This is a genomic window from Vibrio sp. (assembly GCF_984391705.1).
Window position 1 is genome coordinate 46,280 of the sequence record NZ_CFHWOM010000001.1, and the last position, 20,329, is coordinate 66,608.

Genomic DNA, 20,329 nt, shown 5'->3' on the forward strand with positions numbered 1-20,329 from the left:
CGCGATTTCGCCACTCGAGCTCCCTAAACATTGATGCTCTAAAGGTTCTTTGGCGATGCAGCCCATGAGTGTCTCGATATCACTGGGGCAAGAGACAAGAAATGGCCCTTTACACTGTAAACTCACCACGTATTTCTAATGTTGCTTTTTTACCCTAATTTAATTAGGGTAAAAATATGACTTATTTAGCAAGTTACACTTCACCAGTTTGTTGCTGCTGTAATCGTTTCGATTTACGGCGGCTTTCGTGTAGCTACTAGTTAGCAAAATAATTTACCCAATGATAGGCCGCTGATGTTTTCATCCGCGGCCTTTTTGCATTTTAAGGAATTCAGTTATGGATAGATCTCCCCTCTCGCTTTACAACACAATGGAACGAACTGTGCAGCCGTTTCACTCTATCAAAACCAACCGAGTTGGACTCTACGCATGTGGTCCTACCGTGTACGACTATGCACACGCAGGTAACCTGCGCACTTACCTGTTTGTCGATATTCTTCGGCGCGTGTTGACCATCAACGGCTATGACGTTAATCATGTCATGAACATCACTGATGTTGGCCATTTAACATCTGATGCTGACACTGGTGAAGACAAAATGGAGAAAGGTGCAAGAAAACAAAATAGATCCGCTTGGGAAATCGCGCTCTACTTTGAGCACGCCTTTCTCGACGACCTTGAACAGCTCAATATTCAAACGCCAACCACTATTTGTCGAGCGACAGAACACATTCAAGAGCAGATCGATTTTATCCTAAGCCTAGAAGAGAAAGGATTTACTTACCAAACTAGCGACGGTGTCTATTTTGATACCAGCAAACAGGCAGACTATGGACAGCTCGCAAAACTGGATAAGTCGGGTCTAGAAGCTGGGATTCGAGTCGAAATGGCAGAGAAAAAGCATCCAACCGATTTTGCACTTTGGAAGTTCTCAGGTACAAAATCACGTCAGATGGAGTGGTCAAGCCCTTGGGGCACCGGCTTTCCTGGCTGGCATATTGAGTGTTCAGCGATGGCAGAAAAATATCTCGGTGAGCGCTTCGATATTCACGTGGGTGGGGAAGACCATATTCCAGTTCATCACACCAACGAGATCGCTCAATGTCAGGCTAAAAATGGTCACATCCAAGCGAACTATTGGTTACACGGCTACTTTCTCCAACTCAACAAAGAGAAAATATCCAAATCAGGCACCTCACTTCGTTTGGATGCCCTGATCGAGCGCGGATATGAACCGCTAGCGTATCGATACCTTACCTTAACGAGCCACTACCGCAGCCATTTAAGCTTTACTTGGCAAAGCATGGAAAGCGCTCAAACCGCACTCAAGCGCATTAGAAACAAGGTTGCAAACCTTGCCGATGGTGGCAAGGCAATTTCAGAATACAAAACCCGCTTTATCAACCTGATTAATCAAGATTTAAATATGCCAAAAGCGCTCGCCTTGTTATGGGAGGTATTAGATAGTGACTTCTCCTCAGCAGATAAAAAAGCGACCGCGCAATTCTTTGACCAAGTGTTTGGCCTTAATCTCGATCATATTGAAATGTTGGAGGTTCCAGCAGAAATCATATCGCTAGCGCAAATGAGACTAGAATTGAAACAAGAGAAAAGGTTTGAAGAGGCAGACCAAATCCGCAGCCAGCTTGCTGAACTAGGCTATCAGGTTGCAGATAAAGGTGACACCTTTGAAGTACTCCCGCTTTGATACGTTAGTCCTCTTAAGCGACGTGTGTTCCCCGCGTCGCTATCACATTAGTTTTGAGCGTCCAACTGGTACTTTAATCTTGTTCAATCGGCTTTATCACTCGGCATGGGTTACCTGCTGCGACGACGTTGGCCGGAATGTCTCTGGTAACAACACTGCCCGCACCAATCACGGAGTTCTCTCCTATCGCGACACCTGGGCATACAATGACTCCACCACCAAGCCAGACGTTATCGCCAATGGTAATCGGTGTGCCAAATTCAACCCCGTCTTCCACTCGCCCTTTTACATCTAGTGGGTGGCCTGCTGTATAGATCTGCACGTTAGGCGCAAACAGCACATTATCGCCAATATGTACCTCAGCGACATCAAGCACCACACAGTTGAAGTTTGCGTAGAAATTTTTGCCCAACTTAATGTTTGATCCGTAATCGCAACGAAATGGCGGCTCAAGGTAGGCCCCTTCGGAGTCAGGAATCAAACGATCAACAGCGCTACGCCATTCAGGAGTATTGGGAATACTATTATTCAATGTCTGTAACACCTTACGGCACTCAATGCGCTCATTGAATAGTTCTTCATCCCACGCTTCGTATGGCTCACCAGCGAGCATCTTTTGTTTTTCTGTTCTCATTGCAGTTACCTAAAATCACCAACAAACCTTCTTTAAGGGCAGCAATATCGCATACTCCTAAGCTGTTTTTTCACCTACCTAAATCTAAATTATGACGACGTGGAGCCCATCACTTTTTGCGTCAGCGAATCGTTATTCAACGGTGATCATTCATCGTTTTGACCGATGCCAGAAACGAATTTAATTCACCATGGCAAGTAATAGCTCATAGAAACATTTCGCCGCAGGGCCCGTTTTCACCCCTTTTGGCAAAGTAAGGTGCAGCGGAACTTGATAACAGTCGCTCTGTTCAACGCTCAGAACCGCCAATTGGCCTTGATTGCGCTGCTTAATCACATGCTCAGGCAAACGGCAAAATCCGACGCCTTGCTCTACCGCGCGAAAAGCATGATCAAAATTATCTACCGTAATACGCTGATTGGCTTTCAACCACCCAACACTCAGGCCTTCGGAACTCGCGCCTAAATCACGAACGACAATTTGGCAATGAGTGGCAAAATCAGCCACACAGAGCGACTGCTTTTTCGCCAATGAATGGTGTTTGGCTACCACAGGCAACATAGTTGTCATCGCATAAGCTTGTGCTGGGTAGTTAGTGACCGGCAAAGTAATGATGGCAACATCAGCCTGCTCTGTTGTCACCATTTCGGTCGTTTTGGACAGAGAGGTTTCAACCACCCGAATAGAGGTAGCACTGTTACTTTGAAGATACGTGGCCATCGCCTTATAAAGCATCGATGGGTCACATAGGTGGTCCATCGCTACTAGGATCTCAGATTCAACCCCTGCCGCAATTTGTTGACTCAACGCTTCAAGGTCTCGAGCCTGCTCCAACATTCCACTGGCTCGCCTTAGTAAGGCTTTACCTTGTGACGTTAACGCAGCTCTTCGACCTTTTACTTCCACCAGCTGAACACTCAGTTGATCTTCGAGCTTTTTAATCGAATAGATCAGTGTTGTATGGCTTTTGTTTAACGCTAAGGCTGCTGCTTGAATGCTACCAGCCCGGTCGATCTCTTGCAGAGTGCTCCATTGCTCTAAGGTACTTTTAAGCCTCATGATTAACCTGTCAATTTTTTAGACATTAATACGCAATATTATGAACTTTTCTGTGCAATTTATATAGATAAGATTAGATCCATCAACAAGGAGTCGCGATGGTCGCACTCCCTTATTTGGCAGGAAAGAATGATGAAACTACTACAAGTCGATTTCGATTATCACGGACCTCTGGGCGCAGAAATGTCTGATGCCTTGGTCGATTTAGCCCACTCTATCAATCAAGAACCGGGGATGATTTGGAAAATCTGGACTGAAAATGAGGAACAAAAGCGTGGTGGCGGTATCTATTTGTTCACAGATGAAATAAGTGCTCGTGCTTACTTAGAGATGCATAGCGCAAGGCTACAACAAATGGGCGTTCAAGAGGTGAGAGGAGTGATATTTGATGTCAACGCACCACTCACCGCCATCAACTCAGGTCCAATAAGCCGTTAATGGAGCATAGAATGAATAACAAAACCTTTCTTACCATTCATGGTGTTATCTACTCTCTTTTTGCCTTTGCCCTGTTCTTTGTACCTAAAGTGATGTGGCCAGTGTATGGCGTGGAGATAAACGATCAATATGCTTTGTTCCTCTCCCAACATACCTCCATTTTCTTAGGTGGTATAGCGGCAGTAAGTTTACTTCTACGACAAATTGAACATGTAGAAACGCAACAGCAATTGCTCAAGGCCTTCATTGTCACCAACGGACTTGGGGTCATCATTACCGGCTATGCTGGAGTCACTGGCATTTTTGTTGGCTTAGGTTGGAGCGATCCCGCGTTCTTTGCACTGCTCACTTGGCTCAGTGTGCGTCAGCTAAACAAGCAATAAACCTATATCGCGCCTCACTTTCGGGGCGCGGCTTCTCTCTCGCCTTTAACTCATATTGTGCGTAGAATACGCGCTCTTTACCCATTTACAGAGCATACAAAGGCAGACGGTTTGCACACAGTAGAACAACTTAAACGCGGCGAGTTACATGGTATCGTTCGACTCAAACTCTCAGAGCAGTTAACAGAGTTACCCGAAGAGATCTTATCACTGGCGGATTCTCTTGAGATCTTAGACTTATCCGATAACCAGCTGACCGATCTCCCTTCGTGGCTCGCAGACCTCCCAAAGCTTAAGATTGTTTTCGCCTCTAACAACCAATTTACCCATTTACCTTTAGTGCTGGGACGCTGTGAACAGCTTGAAATGATCGGCTTTAAAAGTAACAAAATTTCCCGAGTATCAGGCGATGCTCTGCCTGAGCAACTGCGTTGGTTGATTTTAACAGATAACCGGATTGAGCAGCTTCCGCAAGCACTAGGCCATCGACCTCGCCTACAAAAATTGGCACTTGCTGGAAACATGATCAAGGAACTTCCAGGCAGCTTTGTCCTACTCGAAAACTTAGAGTTAGTTAGACTTTCAGCCAATCAATTACTGCATTTCCCAGATGTACTGCTCGAACTACCTAAGCTAGCTTGGATGGCATTTTCTGGTAACCCATTCTGCGAGCGTACGACTCATATCACTAGTGTACCGGATGTCTCTTCTGATTCTTATCAGCTAAATCATGTATTGGGTCAAGGGGCTTCTGGGGTGATCTCGCATGCAAACTGGCTTGATCGTAACTTTGATTTTCCTGACCAAGTCGCAGTCAAAGTCTTTAAGGGTGAAGTCACCAGCGACGGCTATCCTCAAGATGAGCTGCAAGCCTGCTTACAAACAGGTTTACACTCCAATTTGGTGGAATCGATTGGTCAAGTGAACGAGAAAGAGTGTCTTGCCTTGGTAATGGCCTTGATTCCCGAAGACTACTTCAACCTTGGTTTGCCTCCAACACTCAAGACTTGCACGCGCGATGTATTCAAGCCAGATTTCAGCCTCTCAATTAAACAGATTGAAAAAATCGTTGATCAGATGATCGACGTATTTAATCACATGCATGACAACAAGGTTTGTCACGGAGATCTGTACGCTCATAACGTACTGGTTAATAAAGAGAGTAAAATGATCTTTGGCGATTTTGGTGCGGCTTCTATTTATGATTATTTGAACGAATCACAACAACGCGGAGTGCGTAAAGTCGAAGCTCGTGCCCTAGCCCACTTTATCGATGATTTACTGTCTATTTGTCATCCCCGCGAGCAGCAAACCGCCGCGTATTCTTCATTACGCAATTTAGCTCGTCTAGCGAGTTAGAGATAAACTGAGAAGTAAAATCCTATCAGTCAGAGCGCTTACCGTTAGCGCTCTTTTTGATCGAGTTCATCTTGCAAAGCTTCTAACTGCTGCAATATTACAAGAAACTTCTCACCGAATGGAGTCACTTGATATTCAACTCGCGGTGGCAACTCGTTGAAGACAACCTTATCCAAAATACCAAACTCAACATTACGCTTTAAACACTGATTGAGCACTTTGGTCGATAAACCTTCCACATTTCTTACCATCTCCCCCGGACGATTAATGCCCGCAGCCAATAGCTGATAGACAGTGAGCGACCACTTGCAACCGTATATCGCTTCAACCATACGAGCGCTGTTGTGAGGTGCTGTTTTTCTTGGAAAAAGTTTTTCCTTGTTATTCATAAAGATGTACCAAAAAGTACCTACCCTACCGATTTGTACTTACTATTCAGTTAGTTAGATTGTTCTTAATATTAGCACGTCCCAATCAATCAGGAGAAAGAAAATGACCTTCAATAATCAAGGAACGGCGCTAATCATTGGTGGCTCTAGTGGCATGGGCTTTGAAACAGCAAAGCAACTGCTTGAACACAATATCCCTGTCATCATCGTTGGTAACAATGCCACGAAACTGGAACAAGCTCGAGTTCAACTAGCAGCATATGGACACGCAGAAGCATTGCAAGCCGACTTGTATGACAATGGTTCGGTTGCCGATTTGATTGACCACATTACGTCATTCAACAAACCAATTAGCTACTTAGTAAATGCAGCAGGTTACTTCAATCCAAAACCATTTATTGAGCATAGCGAGCAAGACTACGACCGTTATCATCAGCTCAACAAAGCCATGTTCACTATTACACAAGCAGTAGTGAAAAACATGGTGGCAAACCACTTTGGTCGCATCGTCAACATTGGTTCGATGTGGGCTAAACAAGCCATTAAAGCAACGCCGTCTTCTGCCTATTCGATGGCTAAAGCTGGCTTGCATGCCATGACCCAACATTTAGCCATGGAGCTTGCTGAGCACAACATACGTGTGAATGCCGTTTCTCCAGCAGTCGTAAAAACACCAATTTATGAGACCTTCATTGAGCCTAAAGAGGTTGATCAAGCACTGGAAGGCTTTAACGATTTCCACCCGATTGGCCGTGTAGGTTCAGCGCGTGACGTCGCCAATAGCATTGGCTTCTTACTCTCTGATAATGCAGATTGGGTCACTGGCGCAATTTGGGATGTTGACGGCGGCGTAATGGCCGGTCGAAACTAAACTTAGTGAGAGGCGGATACGCCTCTTACTTGCCACCAATTGGATACCAAGGAGATATAGATGCTTAATATGAACTTTTCCGAGCGTGTCGTAATCAACACAGAAACACAACCATGGGTGGCAAGCCCTGCCAAAGGGGTTTGGCGCAAACCGCTAGAAAGGGAGAGCGCAGAATCTGGTCATACAACCAGCCTAGTTCGCTATGAAGCAGGCTCTCGTTTCAACACACACCCTCACCCTGCAGGTGAAGAAATATTTGTTCTACAAGGCGTGTTTTCAGACGAAACTGGAGACTATGGAGCGGGTACGTATTTACGGAACCCTCCGGGAAGCCAGCACGCCCCTTTCAGCGAATCGGGGTGTGATATTTTGGTCAAGCTCAATCAGTTTGATACCAAAGACAAACAAAGTGTACGTATTGATACGAATCAGCAGGCGTGGCTAGCTGGCATTGGCGGTCTTGAGGTGATGCCATTACATGAGTTTGAGCACGAACATGTTGCACTCGTAAAATGGCCTAAAGGAGAGCGATTCCAGCCCCACCGTCATTTTGGTGGAGAAGAGATCTTTGTTTTGTCAGGTGAATTCATCGACGAGCACGGACATTACCCAAAAGGGACGTGGATTCGTAGTCCTCATATGAGTGAGCATTTTCCATACGTTGAGCAGGAAACCATTATCTTGGTCAAAACGGGGCATTTACCGTTAGCGTAGATGTGGTTACAACTTAGAAATAGCAAGTCGAAAGATCGCCTTAAGCGGCTCGAGATCAAGATAAACCCCAGCAATATTGGCTTCAACCCACTGTTGCTGGGAGATCGTAGGCCAATTGAGGTCATAACCAAGAACAAATAACATCTCTTCGAAGAAGAAGCGCTGCACACGTCCATTGCCTTCTCGAAATGGATGAAGTAAGTTCATCTCACAAAATAGCGAGGCGACTTCGTTGATGAAAGTCTCGTTATCGTCAATATTGGCAAGTGACGGAATTAGCTGAAACAGCTTTTCACCTTCAACTTCGATCCGTGGAACAGTGCAAAACCGGGTATCTCCTTTTGAGATATCAACCTCTCGTATGTCGCCGGCCCAAGAAAACAGGTCTTGGAATAAGTAGAAGTGTAAGTGTTTTAGGTGGGAAAAAGTAAACTCATCTATCGAGGTTAGATCACTTTGATAAGTCCGATAACGCTCTGCCGTAAACGCAACTTCCGCTTCAGCCAGTTGGTCTGCATCACGTAGGTTAAGCAGATTGATTAATACATCGCTTCCTGCGTAGCAGTACTTATCATGATAAACACCATACTTATCGCGCATATTTCCTTTTTAGTTCTGCAATTGTGCGGTTTTCACTCTCTTCCTTTAGCGTCATACCTTCATATTTTAGGCTAACTTTGAAATTCTCAGGTTTCGGTGTAAACGATTTTTTCGTTCGTGTTGGCGCAGCATCAGAAGATGGATTGGACATAGTTACCTCTGCTTATAGATCTGATTCAAGTGTAACCCACAATATGAACCGCTTCTACCCAGCCCATATTGTGTTGCGATCTATGGCGATTGTGTGAAGATTATCGACCGCCAGCAAGCTCAAGAAACGTGCCGGTGACAAACGATGCTTCATCAGACAGCAACCAAACAATAGCATTTGCGACTTCTTCTGGTGTACCACCACGCTTAAGTGGAAGATTGGGACCCAAGCGATCAACTCGTCCTGGCTCACCGCCATCAGCGTGCATTTCTGTATGGATACAACCTGGTCGTACACCGTTCACACGAATGTCCTCTCCAGCTAACTCTAAAGAGAGCCCTATGGTTATTGAGTCCATCGCCCCTTTTGAGGCGGCGTAATCCACGTACTCGAAAGGAGCACCTAATCGAGACGCCGCTGAAGACACGTTCACAATTGCCCCATGCCCATTGGCCTGATCGAATTGATTAATAAAGGTTTTACAGCAAACAAAGCAGCCGATCACGTTAGTATCAAGTACCTGCTTAAATCGAGCCACATCGATATCACGCAGCTCAGATTGAGTAAACAGGATGCCTGCGTTGTTGACTAAGTGAGTCACGCAGCCATAGCGCTGACGAGTCGCAGCAAACATTGCCTCCACTTGGGTTTCGTTACTGACGTCAGCCTGATAAGAAAAAGCATCACCTCCCTGTGCGATGATCTCATCGACTACTTGCTGCGCTTGCTCTTGGTTGCGATGATAATTGACGCAGACCGAATACCTCTGCTTCGCCAATAGCAAACATGTCGCCGCACCAATCCCCCGACTACCACCCGTCACAATTACAACTTTTCTCATCTTCGTTCCTTGACCATTTCGACTGACTTTACACTGTAAACCTAACCGATTTGAGCCATCTTTTTAACCCCTTCGAGCAGTACATCAACTAGTAAAGTCAATGCCTTAGGTTGATATTTCCGCTGTTTGTACACTAAATATGCTTGTCGGTCATTGCGGTGAAACTGAGGCAAAATGCGCGTTACATTCATCTCATCATTGATATGACGAAAAGGCAGTGATGCAACACCTAACCCTTTCTCCACTGCCGCACAAACTGACACAATGTCGTTTACCACTAACCTAGGTTTGATCGTCATAAGTTCAACCAGTGCATCACCGTGATAGACTGGAATATCAACCACGTGATCGACACTGATCCAGTCAAGTTTCGCCAGTTGCTTGAGATCAGTAACAGTATCATCAAGGGTAAGGAGGTACTCAGGACTGGCAAAAAACGCATGCTGAGCCTTAAAAAGGGGCCGAGCAATCATATCGTCCAATCCTGTTGTATCGAACGTCATTAATAAATCTCGATCGGACTGGGGAACAACTTGCTCTTGGCTCAACACCAAATCAATGCTCACCTTAGGATAATCGGACAGAAACTGTTCTATGACCTCGCCGACAAATCCGCGATAAAAGTTGTGGGGTAGAGCTAACTTTATTGAGCCAGAGACCTCTCCGCTGTCTGAGATGAACTGCCCAAAGCCTGATTCAATCGACTCGATGCCGCTTCGAAGCAACTCAAATGCCTGCATGCCACTTTGTGTTGCGACCAGCTCCCTTCCCTGCTTCTCAAGCAATCGGGTATTTAAACGCGACTCTAACGCAGATAAGCGACGTGACATGGTAGAAACGGGTAGCTGAAGCTTCTTCGCTGCCGCTAACAGTGAGCCCTCTTCCACGACACAACAAAATAGGTAGAAATCATCGATATTTCCAAATATGGAATTCATAGTTCTGTATCTGCATATTTTTCTCAATAATGCTTGGTTATATCCTTATTTCTATCCCGATAACAAGTGAAACAAGGACAAACTATGACTCGTAAACATTTTTGGATCTCTGCCCTACTTTCTTCATTCACTATGGCTGTGATCATGTCTGGCCTGCTATCAGGCTATAAACTTGGATTTGGTTCTGAGTGGCCCTCAGTGTGGTTGCAAAGCTTTTCGCTTGCATGGCCTTGCGCGCTACTACTCAACCTGACGGTGTTACCGCAGATACGTCGATTAGCAGCATGGCTTGCTAAACCAAGCGCTATTTCACAGGCATAAAAAAACCGAGCTCAATGGCTCGGTTTTTCGACTCTTTGCGATTACATCTCAGCGTTGTGGTAAACCTGCTGAACATCATCACAATCATCAAGCATATCTAAGAACTTCTGGAACTTCTCAGCGTCTTCACCTGATACCGGAGTGTGTGTTTGAGGTACGAACGTAATCTCTTCCACATCCATTGTTAGATCAGGGTATGCCGTGTTTAGTGCTGTCTTCGTTTTAAAGAACTCAGTGTGAGGTGCAAATACAGTGATCACACCATCTTCTAGTTCAACGTCAGTCACATCAACGTCTTCCATCATTAGCGTTTCTAGAATGACTTCGTCGTCTTCGCCTTTGAATTGGAATACCGCTTGGTGATCGAACATGTGAGAAACTGCACCTTCAACACCAATCTTCGCACCACATTTAACAAAACATTGGCGAACATCTTGGAAAGTACGGTTGCCGTTGTCTGTTAGACAGTCAACGATCACACTTGTGCCACCAGGGCCGAAACCTTCGTAACGTGCTGGAGCGTAGTCTTCACCACCACCACCGTTAGCTTTATCGATAGCTTTGTCGATAACGTGCGCAGGAACTTGGTCCTTTTTAGCTTTTGCGATCAGGTGTTTAAGCGACAAGTTCATGTCTGGATCACCGCCACCGTTTTTCGCGCACATGTAAATTTCTTTACCGTATTTGGAATAAACTTTAATTTTTGCGCCAGCAGTTTTAGCCATTGAGGCTTTGCGCACTTCAAAACTTCTTCCCATCGGGATGTTCTCTCTAATTCAATTTAACGCGAAGGATTTTAGCAAAAAGCGAGAGCTTTTCAATTTTCTCACTTTGCAGAGGAAATGGGTCACATTAGGCGACGCCCATTACTCGCTTATATTTGGTTACGGATTCTAAAAAGAACGCACGTTCGTTGTCATCTCGAATTTTGCCGGCTTCCTGATCGATTTCATCAGGTACAGCTTTCGCTTCACGAAGCTTCCAAACTAAAAACGACGCTTGCTTATCAAGCTCAACCTTATTTTTCTCTTCAGCAGGAAGGTTAGAAAGGTTAATCGACATAAAAACGCTCTGTATCCGTAAAAATATGGAGTGGGAATATACCACACCACAGCACAATGTAGAGCAACAATCGTTGGAAGGGGGCGGATCAGATCAAAAAAAGCGGCAAAAATAAAGGGCGGCATAATCTGCCACCCTTAATGCATTTGTGATTGGATAAGACAACTAGTGCAATAAGCCCAGTTCCTTTGCTTCATCAATTGATAAGCCACTTTCACGAATCTCTCTAAGAGCTTCAATACGACGACGTGCTTCCGCACATTTGACCGATTTTACCGGCTTCTGTGACTCGACTTCTTCCGTGAAGTCCCACTTATCTGCAATCTTAGTCATTTCATCATGGTCAATAGAATTAATGGACATAAAAACCTCCGAACAAACCATGCTAGGGACAGCTAATCTGTAGCAAAACAGACAGCCCCTTGTTAAGAATTTTAGCTCCAGAATGTGATTCTGCTAATAGTTCGAAAAGTCTTATCGATTTTTCTATAAATAGGCTTTGCATGCCCGTTTTTCTAGCAGTACATTTAAAGAATTACCCCCAAAGAAAATGAGCTGATCTGGCTCTCATTTTTTCTTCCCTTCTCTCGAACTTTTTGCCACAAGATTGACGAGCTTGAATAATTTTTAATCTGCACTTTTTCGACTCACTTCACCCTTTTTATCTCGAGTTCTTTTCACTCACGAATTAAGAGTTAATGATAATCATTATCTTTTACTTTTTTGGTAGGTAAGAATATGAGTCAATCTTTTCTCCAGCATGCGTTTCATGCTGACCCGATCATTCAAATTCGCGATCTTTGCGTTGACTACATTACTGACCACGGCGATTTCCAAGCGGTTAAATCGGTCAGTTTTGACATTGGTAAAGGCGAAATATTTGGCCTAGCTGGCGAATCTGGCTGCGGTAAAAGCACCATCGCGTTTGCTATCAACCGTCTACATAAGCCGCCTGCATTTATCTCTGGCGGAGAAATCCACTTTCAGGGACAAAACTTACTTCGGCTGCCTGATGAGCAAATCAACGCTATTCGCTGGAGTGAGATAGCCATGGTTTTCCAGAGTGCGATGAACTCGCTCAATCCGGTACTGCCTATTCTCGAGCAATTCGCCGATGTGCTGCGCCATCATCAAGGAGTAAGCAATGAGCAAGCGAAAGATCGTGCTGAAAAATTACTCGATCTCGTCAACATTCCACGCGATCGACTTACTGAGTATCCTCACCAGTTTAGCGGCGGCATGCGTCAACGCTTAGTGATTGCGATTGCGCTATCTCTCAACCCGAAACTCATTATCATGGATGAGCCAACCACTGCATTGGATGTCGTTGTCCAACGAGAAATCTTGCAACAAATCTATCAACTTCGTGAAGAGTTTGGTTTTTCTGTCTTATTCATCACCCACGACCTCGCGCTGATGAGCCAGCTCTGTGATCGAATCGCTATCATGCGCCATGGCGAAATCGTCGAAGTCGCCGCATCAAAGCAGATCCGAAATGCCCCGCAGCATCCATACACGCAAAAGCTTTGGGCTTCATTCCCAAATATCCATGAAGGCAAACATAATCTAGAAGGAGCTTCGGCATGAGTGAACCGATCCTAAGCCTCAACAATGTAGTCAAAGAGTTCACCATTGGTGGCGGTTTCGCTTCTGAAGAGCGCTTTAAAGCACTTCAAGGGGTAAGCTTCGATATCTACAAAGGACGCACTCTCGCCCTTGTAGGGGAATCTGGTTGCGGTAAAAGCACCTGCGCTCGACTCATGACAAAAGTTTACCCCGCGACTTCTGGTGAAATCTTATTTAATGGGAAAAACATCGATGAGATAGAAAGCCGCAAGGAGTTGCTCGATTACCGAAGCAAAGTACAAATGGTGTTCCAGGACCCATTTGGCTCACTCAACCCAACGCATACCATTGAGCACCACTTAACGCGTCCTTTAAAAATTCACAACCAAGTCGCAGACAAAAAAGACATACCGGCGAAGCTCCAGGAGTTAATCAAGCTGGTGGAACTAGCCCCAGATACGTTGAAGAAATTTCCTCATGAGTTAAGTGGCGGCCAAAGACAAAGAGTAAACCTAGCAAGGGCGCTAGCAGTCGGTGCGGAAGTTATACTCGCCGATGAGCCAACCTCAATGCTCGATGTCTCTATTCGTCTCGGAGTTCTTAACCTGATGCAGAGAATGAAAAAAGAGTTTGGTATCGGTTTTCTTTACATCACCCATGATTTGGCCACAGCACACTACATCGCCGAAGAAACTGCCGTGATGTACAAGGGGCAGATCGTCGAATGGGGAGATACTCAGGCGATCTTAACCGATCCGCAACATCCTTATACTCAATTGCTGATCTCAGCAGTCCCAGATCCAGATCTGCCGTTTGGCAAACTGGTTGAGAGTGAACCAAACTATTCTGTAGATGCCGATCTAATTCGCGCCAACAGCGCGATTGTTCAGGAAGGATACAAACAAGTTGGGCCAAATCACTTTGTAAAGCAATGGGTTGAAGCAGCATGATGAAACTAGATACGTGGGTAGATCAAATGGGTGAGTGGTATAAAACGCGAAAGCATGATCAAGAGGAAACATTGGAATCTTTGATCTTATGTGTACCGCAAGCCGTTTGGGGACCAATGATCACCGAGCAACAAAGTAAAGCCATCGCTTGCTGGTTGGACGGTTGCCTGCGTATCTATCAACATAACCACTATGAAAAGCCAGACAAAGCCTATCAGTACCTTCAACTGGCTTATAGTAAGCTTCAGCAAGTCGTATCTAACCCAGCGAGTGAATTGGAACTCAAAGACTGGTGTATGAAGCGGCTCCAGCACTTAGCAGTGCTCACTCTTGAGTTTTGTAATCAGCAAGAGCATACCTCATGGCAGTTAGAGTCTGACCAATTGATCGAATCCCATGTCAACTTCATGGCGGCACAATCCTGGAACGAACCTCGGATCAATGATCAAGGCAGAAACGCTTTGCACTAACGATTCCCTACTCTTTACGGATCGATGATCATGGTAATACCTTGATCATCGATCCGTAAAATCTATCTATAGACTCAACCTAAATTAAGTAATCTACTGAATTTAAGACAAAAAAAAGCGAGTTCAGAGAACTCGCAAAAATATTCAGAATGAATGTAACAATATGAGCCAATCTATCAGGGATTATCCAATCCCTCATTCATCAGAAAGGACAAAAGGTTGTCTATTCGGGATAAATCTTATCCAACTCACCGGTCGCCAATGTCAGTTGATTGTCAGGGGAATGTAGTAGGTTTGTTCAATTGAGTATCGAATGTAACAAAGCATAAATGAATGTATAGAAACGAAAAAGCCAGCGCAGAGACGCTGGCTTTTGTCTTATTTCAAAGCGTTATACCGCAACTTCATCGAGTGCTCTGAACACGGTCTCATCAAGGTGGCCTTCAAAGACCTGTTTACATACTTTGCGTCGCACAGCGAGGCCGGCGATCAGCCGTTCAATAGACAAGTGCTTGTTTTCACTTTGACCATTGTACAACTCAACCATTTTACTCAGCGTTTCATAAGGAATCGCATTTTCACCTACTCGTAGGTAATCAAGCTTGTCTATGAGCTCCAGACACTCTTCTTGGATAGAGTTATGGGAATGCCCGGTCATTGCAGCTAAAGCTGTTATAGAGCGTTCTAGAGCCTCTGGAGAGGTATATTTGGATAGAGTAATGGTAATTTCGTCTGCATTGATCTCCACCAGGTGTTTACGCTGCTTAACTCGACGCCCCAATTTGCCTTTCGGGGAGCGCTCTTTGCGTTGAATCGGTTCAAACTCGCCATCAATGATTTGCGACATTTCTTCGAGTTGTTTCTTAGTCACCATTTCATTGCGCAGTGGGTTTGGCAATGTTGGCGCCATATTGCGCTTACCTGCATTGGTCGTGCGAGCACGAGAGTATCGCAATACCTCTTCAGCATCACATTTGATGTCAAACTGATAATCTTTGATCTTGCCTTTATCCAGCACTGTAGAGATCGTCAGGTGGTAGCCCCATAAGTTGACGACAAAAAGATCCTCACTCCCCTTACCATCAGACAAGCGTTTTAATTCACGGATCAGATCCATCGAGAATCGACGCCATTCGATGTTTCTTGCCAGCTTTTGGTTGAGCTCACTGAGTAGCATTTCATCGCTGTGACGACGAACCATGCGGCTACGGAAGTAACTGTAAAGCTGGAAAACCAATGTGTGCTGCTTCAAGATCTCAGGTGGAAACAGGAAGAAATAATCTCGAGTTAATAGCTCTTCGTAGAACGATGGCTCCCACACTAGGATATACAGGTTCGGTTTAATGCGAATTTCGCCGTCAGCGTTCTCTGTAGGGGCCTCTTCCGATGCAGTAATGGTACGGGCTAAGAATCGGAAACGATCGCTCTTAAAGCCTTCTGGCATGTTCTCGCTCAACCAGCGACCGGTGAGTTCATGGAGTTGAAAGTCTGTAAATTCAATACGATCAATACTATCACGAATAGAATCGCGCGCTGGTCCACTATCTTTCTTGCCTCGCAATGACAAGATATCCGTAATGTAGAGCGGCGTTTTATTCGGAACCTGAGTTCCGTCAAGTTGATACTGGTGTTGATGATGCTCGTGATACTGCACTGTTAGGGTGAACAACGCAAACAAGGTCATGAGATCATCAACCGTCATGATATTTTTGGATGATCGAGTTTCGATCACTGCGCGAGTACCAGAGATCGAAACCATGCTTTTCTGGTATTGTTTACGAGTTCGAGGTGGTGCTAACGCTTGATCAATGATGCCAGCCCAGTTAGTCGGTGACACAACAAACTGATCCGCTTCGTCTTTCATCGCTGGTGGAACGTTCAATCCATGCTCGTTGAGCAAACGCTTGTTGACTTGAGTTTGTGCAAGCGCCTTGGAACGTTTTTGTTTTTCGTTTTGTTTTACTGATTCAGTAACCAAACTTGTCGCACCAAGCACGGAAATCAGCTGATTGGGATTAACAAACCGATGCAGCATGGTTTTGCCTGCTAAGCCTTCTTCGAAACGAACAGGCACTTGTTGGAATAATCCAATATTCACTGCAGCACGAAGACGCTGCTGGATGGCTGCTCGAGTTACTTGACCATCTGTTGCTTCAATCAACTCCGTCGTTGAGACCAAACCGTCTTTGCTGCTAAAACCACGTAGAGAAATCAAATTCAGAAGTTCTACGATACTTTTCGTCACCCCTTTGAAATGTTGGTATTGCTCTATCCAGTTAACTGCTGTTTCTGAAACCTCGAATAGATGTCCATCTTTATGGCTTCTAGGGAGTTTGATCAGTATTTTTTCTTCTGAACTCATTATTAGATCCGTGTCACACTAGCCGTAATATCGCTATAGTTCCAGAAGAATAAAGAAAAAAAGATCATAAATAAAGAAAAAACTTGTTGTTTTTAAATAACTGATCTTTCTGATTATTATGATCTTAATTGGTAATATGATCTATTGATCTGGCCATTGATAGGCTCGTAATGGTTTGTTTTTTAAGGTTAATTTTTTTTATGCTCTGAAAGCATGATCATGTAAAAACAGAAAGCATGATCAATAAAACCTTGAAAGCATGATCAAAATTACTAAGAACGATGATCATCAACGTAGTGAAAACATGATCAATGCATAACTAGAAGCATGATCATCAAGATTACACACATTATCCACAAGCACGAGGATAACTTATTGATCTGATGGAAGTCGTATCTTGATTTTAGTGGCCAAAAATGCGAAACGATGATCAAGGTGAAGGAATTGTAAGTCATTTTTCGGGCATATATCAAACTTAGAGCAAGTTGAAATGACACTGCAGTTATTTTATCCACAATGGGGGGCGATGGATTGAAATAGCGAAAGCATGATCAAGTTATCGTCCAGTAAGTCTTTGTTCAATCAACTTGTCATCAAATCTTCTCAAGTATGTCACCAATTTGTCGTCAAAGCCGACTGTAACTGCATTTCCCCGTAGTTTAGTTGAAATTTTCCATGCTTCCGGGGAGCATTTTTGCTTGATCATTGTTCCGATCTTTTTGATTGAATGATCGCTTACTGAGAAATGATGAGAATGGACCTAAAATCCTTGATCATTGTTCCTAAATAGCCAGTTTACTTTGAAAGCATGATCATGATTAGCTCCTTGATCATCGTTTCGGTGTTTCGGGTTTAGAGCAATGAATTCAATCTCGCCATTTGGTCGCTGCCCTGTTCTGATTGTTTGGCTTGTTTTTGTATAAACGTGATGTTTTTTCTTCGTTTGTTAAATCGAAATGACACCATCCGTAAAATACGATGCAAAGTTAATCGTTCCGGTATTTCTAACGCTATACTTTTTTACATTGTAAATTTGTGACAGTGTGACATTTGAAATCTGAGAGTTTTAAAGTGGTGTAATCCAGCGATAAAACATCAAATATTTGTATGCTTTTCGCTCCAAAACATTAAAAGTATAGAATTCTTTCTATTTAATGTGATTTTTATCCATAAGTGTTTGTTCACCTTTTTATTGTTTATGTATTTAAATGCTGTACAATCGAAGGCAGGTCATTTATTACGGAATTTGGCAATGAAAAGAGATAATACAATTGAGAATCTCAATCGCCTTGCTGAGCAGACTGCTCAAGTTCAAGCTGATCGTATTGAGATTGTTTTGGAAGAGCGCAGTGATGATCATTTTCCTCCAATGTCAAAAGCATTGATGGAAACTCGTTCGGGACTAACACGTCGCAAGCTTGATGATGCTATTAGCAAGCTTGAAGAGTCTGGACATCAATTCACCAAAAATAACGCTAACCACTATTCAATTTCTCTTCAAGAAGCACATATGCTAATGGATGCGGCGGGTGTGCCGAAGTTCCATGAACGTAAGAAAAATGGTGACAACAAGCCGTGGATCATCAATGTACAGAACCAGAAGGGTGGTACAGGTAAATCGATGACAGCGGTGCACCTGGCCGCTTGTATGGCGCTAAATCTTGATAAGCGTTACCGCATTTGTTTGATTGACTTAGACCCTCAAGGTTCGTTACGTTTATTCTTGAACCCTCAGATCAGCATTACCGATCACGATAATATTTACTCTGCCGTCGACGTTATGTTGGATAACGTTCCTGAAGGTGTTGAAATTGATAAAGAGTTTTTGCACAAAAACGTATTGCTTCCAACGCAATACCCGAACTTAAAGACAGTATCTGCGTTCCCTGAAGATGCAATGTTCAACGCAGAAGCGTGGCAGAACCTTTCGCAAAACCAATCGCTTGATATTGTTAAGCTGTTAAAAGAAAAGCTGATTGACCAAATTGCTGATGATTTTGATGTCATCATGATTGATACTGGTCCGCACGTTGATCCATTAGTTTGGAACGCAATGTATGCATCGAATGCACTGTTGATTCCTTGTGCGGCTAAACGTTTAGACTGGGCTTCGACGGTTAACTTCTTCCAGCATTTACCTACTGTTTATGAGATGTTCCCTGAGGATTGGCAAGGGCTAGAGTTTGTTCGTCTGATGCCAACGATGTTTGAAGACGACAATAAGAAGCAGGTCGCTGTTCTTACAGAGATGAATTACCTTCTTGGTGACCAAGTTATGATGGCGACAATCCCTCGTAGTCGCGCATTTGAAACTTGTGCTGACACGTACAGCACTGTTTTCGATCTCACAACTGGTGATTTTGAAGGTGGTAAGAAAACACTTGCTACAGCGCAAGATGCGGTTCAGAAAAGTGCATTAGAGCTTGAACGCGTCCTTCACAGTCATTGGACTTCACTAAACCAGGGGTAATAGAACATGGCAATTAAAACTTCAGATTTGAATGCACGTCTTTTCGGTAAAGCGAATAAGCGTCATGTGACAACCCCGCAGCAGGCTCAACAAGCAGCGAAAGAGCAAGCCCAAGTGATTGAGTTGGCTGTTGCTGGGGAAGAGACTGTGCAATTTGAATTGGTCCGTATTCCTGCAGATCAAGTAGAAGCAAAAACGGTCGTCTTTGCAGAGAATGCTCGTGAACAGTCTTTCCTAAACGAACACGCGTTGTCGGATGTTTTAGTGACGTTACGTGAGCGCGGCCAGCAGTATCCAGCGGTCGGTCGTAAACGTGAAGATGGTAAAATTGAAGTTCTGGACGGCAGTCGTCGTCGCATGTCATGTATTTTGGCAGAAAAAGAATTTCTGATTTATGTTGGCGACAATATTAGTGGTGAGCACGCGAAGTTTCTTTCTGATGTAGCAAACGCTCACAAGCCACTTTCTTTGTTTGAAAAAGGCAAAGAAATGCAGGCGAAGCTTGAGAGCGGTGACGCTGAAGATCAGAAAGCTTTAGCAAAGATGTTCCAATGCAGTGAGGCATTAGTCAGCGGAGCTTTAAAAGCAGCCGATCTCCCTCTAGAACTGTTACAAGCTTATCCAAATGTCGCAGATTTAGGCCGTCCAACAATTGTTAAGCTTCATAAACAGTTTAACGGTTTGGATGATGATAAGCGTAAGCAGCTTTTAGAGAAATGCAGCTCTAAAGAGGGCTTTGTTTGGCAGCGTAGTGAAGCACTTGGTGTCACGCGTATTACTAAAGATGTTACAGAAACCATCGAAGCATGGATCGATGAACTTGCTCCTAAAAAAGCGGTGGCCTCTGCTAAGAAAGATTTAGTGAAAGGCCGAGCAAGCTATACGCGAAAAGGTCAGAATCTAGCGCTAAATTTAAAGAAAGTAGACGATGCTGTGATGAATGATATTCTAGAATTCATTGCAGACAAGCTTAAGTAACCTGACAATCAGTCATGACAAAAGCCGCCTTGAGCGGCTTTTTTTGTGCCATAATGCAGCCTGCT

At 44.2% G+C, this 20,329-nt stretch carries 22 protein-coding genes; 12 read left to right on the top strand and 10 right to left on the bottom strand.

Going from position 1 to position 20,329, the window contains the following annotated elements; genetic code table 11:
* The first annotated feature begins 337 nt into the window (after nucleotides 1-337).
* Complete coding sequence (gene cysS / locus AC4MRV_RS00235; protein WP_491185410.1) at nucleotides 338-1,708, top strand: cysteine--tRNA ligase; 1,371 nt, start codon at nucleotides 338-340, stop codon at nucleotides 1,706-1,708.
* 73 nt (nucleotides 1,709-1,781) lie between these two features.
* On the opposite strand, the gene AC4MRV_RS00240 is transcribed toward cysS, so the two are convergent.
* Nucleotides 1,782-2,342: a sugar O-acetyltransferase gene (locus AC4MRV_RS00240; RefSeq protein WP_491185411.1), complete on the bottom strand. Its 561-nt coding sequence runs from the start codon at nucleotides 2,340-2,342 to the stop codon at nucleotides 1,782-1,784.
* A gap of 180 nt (nucleotides 2,343-2,522) precedes the next feature.
* Complete coding sequence (locus AC4MRV_RS00245; protein WP_491185412.1) at nucleotides 2,523-3,401, bottom strand: LysR family transcriptional regulator; 879 nt, start codon at nucleotides 3,399-3,401, stop codon at nucleotides 2,523-2,525.
* A gap of 132 nt (nucleotides 3,402-3,533) precedes the next feature.
* On the opposite strand from AC4MRV_RS00245, the gene AC4MRV_RS00250 reads away from it, so the two are divergent.
* The 3 genes from AC4MRV_RS00250 to AC4MRV_RS00260 all read left to right on the top strand — a co-directional run bounded on the left by AC4MRV_RS00250 (nucleotide 3,534) and on the right by AC4MRV_RS00260 (nucleotide 5,581).
* Nucleotides 3,534-3,839, top strand: a complete 306-nt coding sequence (locus tag AC4MRV_RS00250; RefSeq protein ID WP_491185413.1) for a monooxygenase — start codon at nucleotides 3,534-3,536, stop codon at nucleotides 3,837-3,839.
* A gap of 11 nt (nucleotides 3,840-3,850) precedes the next feature.
* A complete protein-coding gene (locus AC4MRV_RS00255; protein WP_491185414.1) occupies nucleotides 3,851-4,222 on the top strand; it encodes a hypothetical protein in 372 nt (123 codons plus the stop codon).
* 111 nt (nucleotides 4,223-4,333) lie between these two features.
* Nucleotides 4,334-5,581, top strand: a complete 1,248-nt coding sequence (locus AC4MRV_RS00260; protein WP_491185415.1) for a leucine-rich repeat-containing protein kinase family protein — start codon at nucleotides 4,334-4,336, stop codon at nucleotides 5,579-5,581.
* 44 nt (nucleotides 5,582-5,625) lie between these two features.
* On the opposite strand, the gene AC4MRV_RS00265 is transcribed toward AC4MRV_RS00260, so the two are convergent.
* Complete coding sequence (locus AC4MRV_RS00265; protein ID WP_491185416.1) at nucleotides 5,626-5,970, bottom strand: winged helix-turn-helix transcriptional regulator; 345 nt, start codon at nucleotides 5,968-5,970, stop codon at nucleotides 5,626-5,628.
* A gap of 103 nt (nucleotides 5,971-6,073) precedes the next feature.
* Here AC4MRV_RS00265 and AC4MRV_RS00270 point away from each other — a divergent pair, with 103 nt between their 5' ends.
* Both AC4MRV_RS00270 and AC4MRV_RS00275 read left to right on the top strand, forming a co-directional pair.
* Nucleotides 6,074-6,841 carry an SDR family NAD(P)-dependent oxidoreductase gene (locus AC4MRV_RS00270; protein ID WP_491185417.1) on the top strand — a complete coding sequence of 256 codons (768 nt, stop codon included), beginning with the start codon at nucleotides 6,074-6,076 and terminating at the stop codon, nucleotides 6,839-6,841.
* Between the two features lie 60 nt (nucleotides 6,842-6,901).
* Nucleotides 6,902-7,555, top strand: coding sequence for a cupin domain-containing protein (locus AC4MRV_RS00275; RefSeq protein WP_491185418.1), 654 nt, complete (start codon nucleotides 6,902-6,904; stop codon nucleotides 7,553-7,555).
* Between the two features lie 6 nt (nucleotides 7,556-7,561).
* On the opposite strand, the gene AC4MRV_RS00280 is transcribed toward AC4MRV_RS00275, so the two are convergent.
* From AC4MRV_RS00280 to AC4MRV_RS00290, 3 genes are all read right to left on the bottom strand, one after another.
* Complete coding sequence (locus AC4MRV_RS00280) at nucleotides 7,562-8,155, bottom strand: Fic/DOC family protein (protein ID WP_491185419.1); 594 nt, start codon at nucleotides 8,153-8,155, stop codon at nucleotides 7,562-7,564.
* A gap of 251 nt (nucleotides 8,156-8,406) precedes the next feature.
* Complete coding sequence (locus AC4MRV_RS00285) at nucleotides 8,407-9,147, bottom strand: SDR family oxidoreductase (protein ID WP_491185420.1); 741 nt, start codon at nucleotides 9,145-9,147, stop codon at nucleotides 8,407-8,409.
* Nucleotides 9,148-9,188: 41 nt separating this feature from the next.
* Nucleotides 9,189-10,085: a LysR family transcriptional regulator gene (locus AC4MRV_RS00290; RefSeq protein ID WP_491185421.1), complete on the bottom strand. Its 897-nt coding sequence runs from the start codon at nucleotides 10,083-10,085 to the stop codon at nucleotides 9,189-9,191.
* 84 nt (nucleotides 10,086-10,169) lie between these two features.
* On the opposite strand from AC4MRV_RS00290, the gene AC4MRV_RS00295 reads away from it, so the two are divergent.
* On the top strand, nucleotides 10,170-10,406 hold the full coding sequence (locus AC4MRV_RS00295) for a DUF2798 domain-containing protein (protein ID WP_491185422.1): 237 nt from the start codon (nucleotides 10,170-10,172) through the stop codon (nucleotides 10,404-10,406).
* A gap of 41 nt (nucleotides 10,407-10,447) precedes the next feature.
* Here AC4MRV_RS00295 and AC4MRV_RS00300 read toward each other — a convergent pair whose 3' ends face one another.
* The 3 genes from AC4MRV_RS00300 to AC4MRV_RS00310 form a co-directional block, all read right to left on the bottom strand.
* Nucleotides 10,448-11,164: a YebC/PmpR family DNA-binding transcriptional regulator gene (locus tag AC4MRV_RS00300; protein WP_491185423.1), complete on the bottom strand. Its 717-nt coding sequence runs from the start codon at nucleotides 11,162-11,164 to the stop codon at nucleotides 10,448-10,450.
* A gap of 94 nt (nucleotides 11,165-11,258) precedes the next feature.
* The gene (locus AC4MRV_RS00305) at nucleotides 11,259-11,468 is read right to left on the bottom strand and encodes a DUF3283 family protein (protein WP_491185424.1); all 210 of its coding nucleotides are present in this window, start codon (nucleotides 11,466-11,468) and stop codon (nucleotides 11,259-11,261) included.
* Between the two features lie 165 nt (nucleotides 11,469-11,633).
* Nucleotides 11,634-11,831: a PA3496 family putative envelope integrity protein gene (locus AC4MRV_RS00310; protein ID WP_038187912.1), complete on the bottom strand. Its 198-nt coding sequence runs from the start codon at nucleotides 11,829-11,831 to the stop codon at nucleotides 11,634-11,636.
* 375 nt (nucleotides 11,832-12,206) lie between these two features.
* Between AC4MRV_RS00310 and AC4MRV_RS00315 the strand changes: the two genes are divergently transcribed.
* From AC4MRV_RS00315 to AC4MRV_RS00325, 3 genes are read left to right on the top strand one after another with little or no spacing between them, the layout of a single operon-like run.
* Nucleotides 12,207-13,055, top strand: a complete 849-nt coding sequence (locus tag AC4MRV_RS00315; RefSeq protein ID WP_491185425.1) for an ABC transporter ATP-binding protein — start codon at nucleotides 12,207-12,209, stop codon at nucleotides 13,053-13,055.
* Complete coding sequence (locus AC4MRV_RS00320) at nucleotides 13,052-13,984, top strand: ATP-binding cassette domain-containing protein (protein WP_491185426.1); 933 nt, start codon at nucleotides 13,052-13,054, stop codon at nucleotides 13,982-13,984. Before AC4MRV_RS00315 ends, AC4MRV_RS00320 begins: the two co-directional genes overlap by 4 nt.
* Nucleotides 13,981-14,454, top strand: coding sequence for a transcriptional regulator (locus AC4MRV_RS00325; protein WP_491185427.1), 474 nt, complete (start codon nucleotides 13,981-13,983; stop codon nucleotides 14,452-14,454). Before AC4MRV_RS00320 ends, AC4MRV_RS00325 begins: the two co-directional genes overlap by 4 nt.
* Nucleotides 14,455-14,845: 391 nt before the next feature.
* On the opposite strand, the gene AC4MRV_RS00330 is transcribed toward AC4MRV_RS00325, so the two are convergent.
* Nucleotides 14,846-16,816 carry a replication initiator protein RctB domain-containing protein gene (locus tag AC4MRV_RS00330; RefSeq protein WP_491185428.1) on the bottom strand — a complete coding sequence of 657 codons (1,971 nt, stop codon included), beginning with the start codon at nucleotides 16,814-16,816 and terminating at the stop codon, nucleotides 14,846-14,848.
* Between the two features lie 1,252 nt (nucleotides 16,817-18,068).
* Here AC4MRV_RS00330 and AC4MRV_RS00335 point away from each other — a divergent pair.
* Together AC4MRV_RS00335 and AC4MRV_RS00340 are read left to right on the top strand one after the other, a co-directional pair.
* A complete protein-coding gene (locus AC4MRV_RS00335) occupies nucleotides 18,069-19,286 on the top strand; it encodes a ParA family protein (protein WP_491185429.1) in 1,218 nt (405 codons plus the stop codon).
* Nucleotides 19,287-19,292: 6 nt separating this feature from the next.
* Nucleotides 19,293-20,264 (top strand): ParB/RepB/Spo0J family partition protein, encoded by a 972-nt coding sequence (locus AC4MRV_RS00340; protein WP_491185430.1) that lies wholly within the window; start codon nucleotides 19,293-19,295, stop codon nucleotides 20,262-20,264.
* Nucleotides 20,265-20,329: the final 65 nt, after the last annotated feature.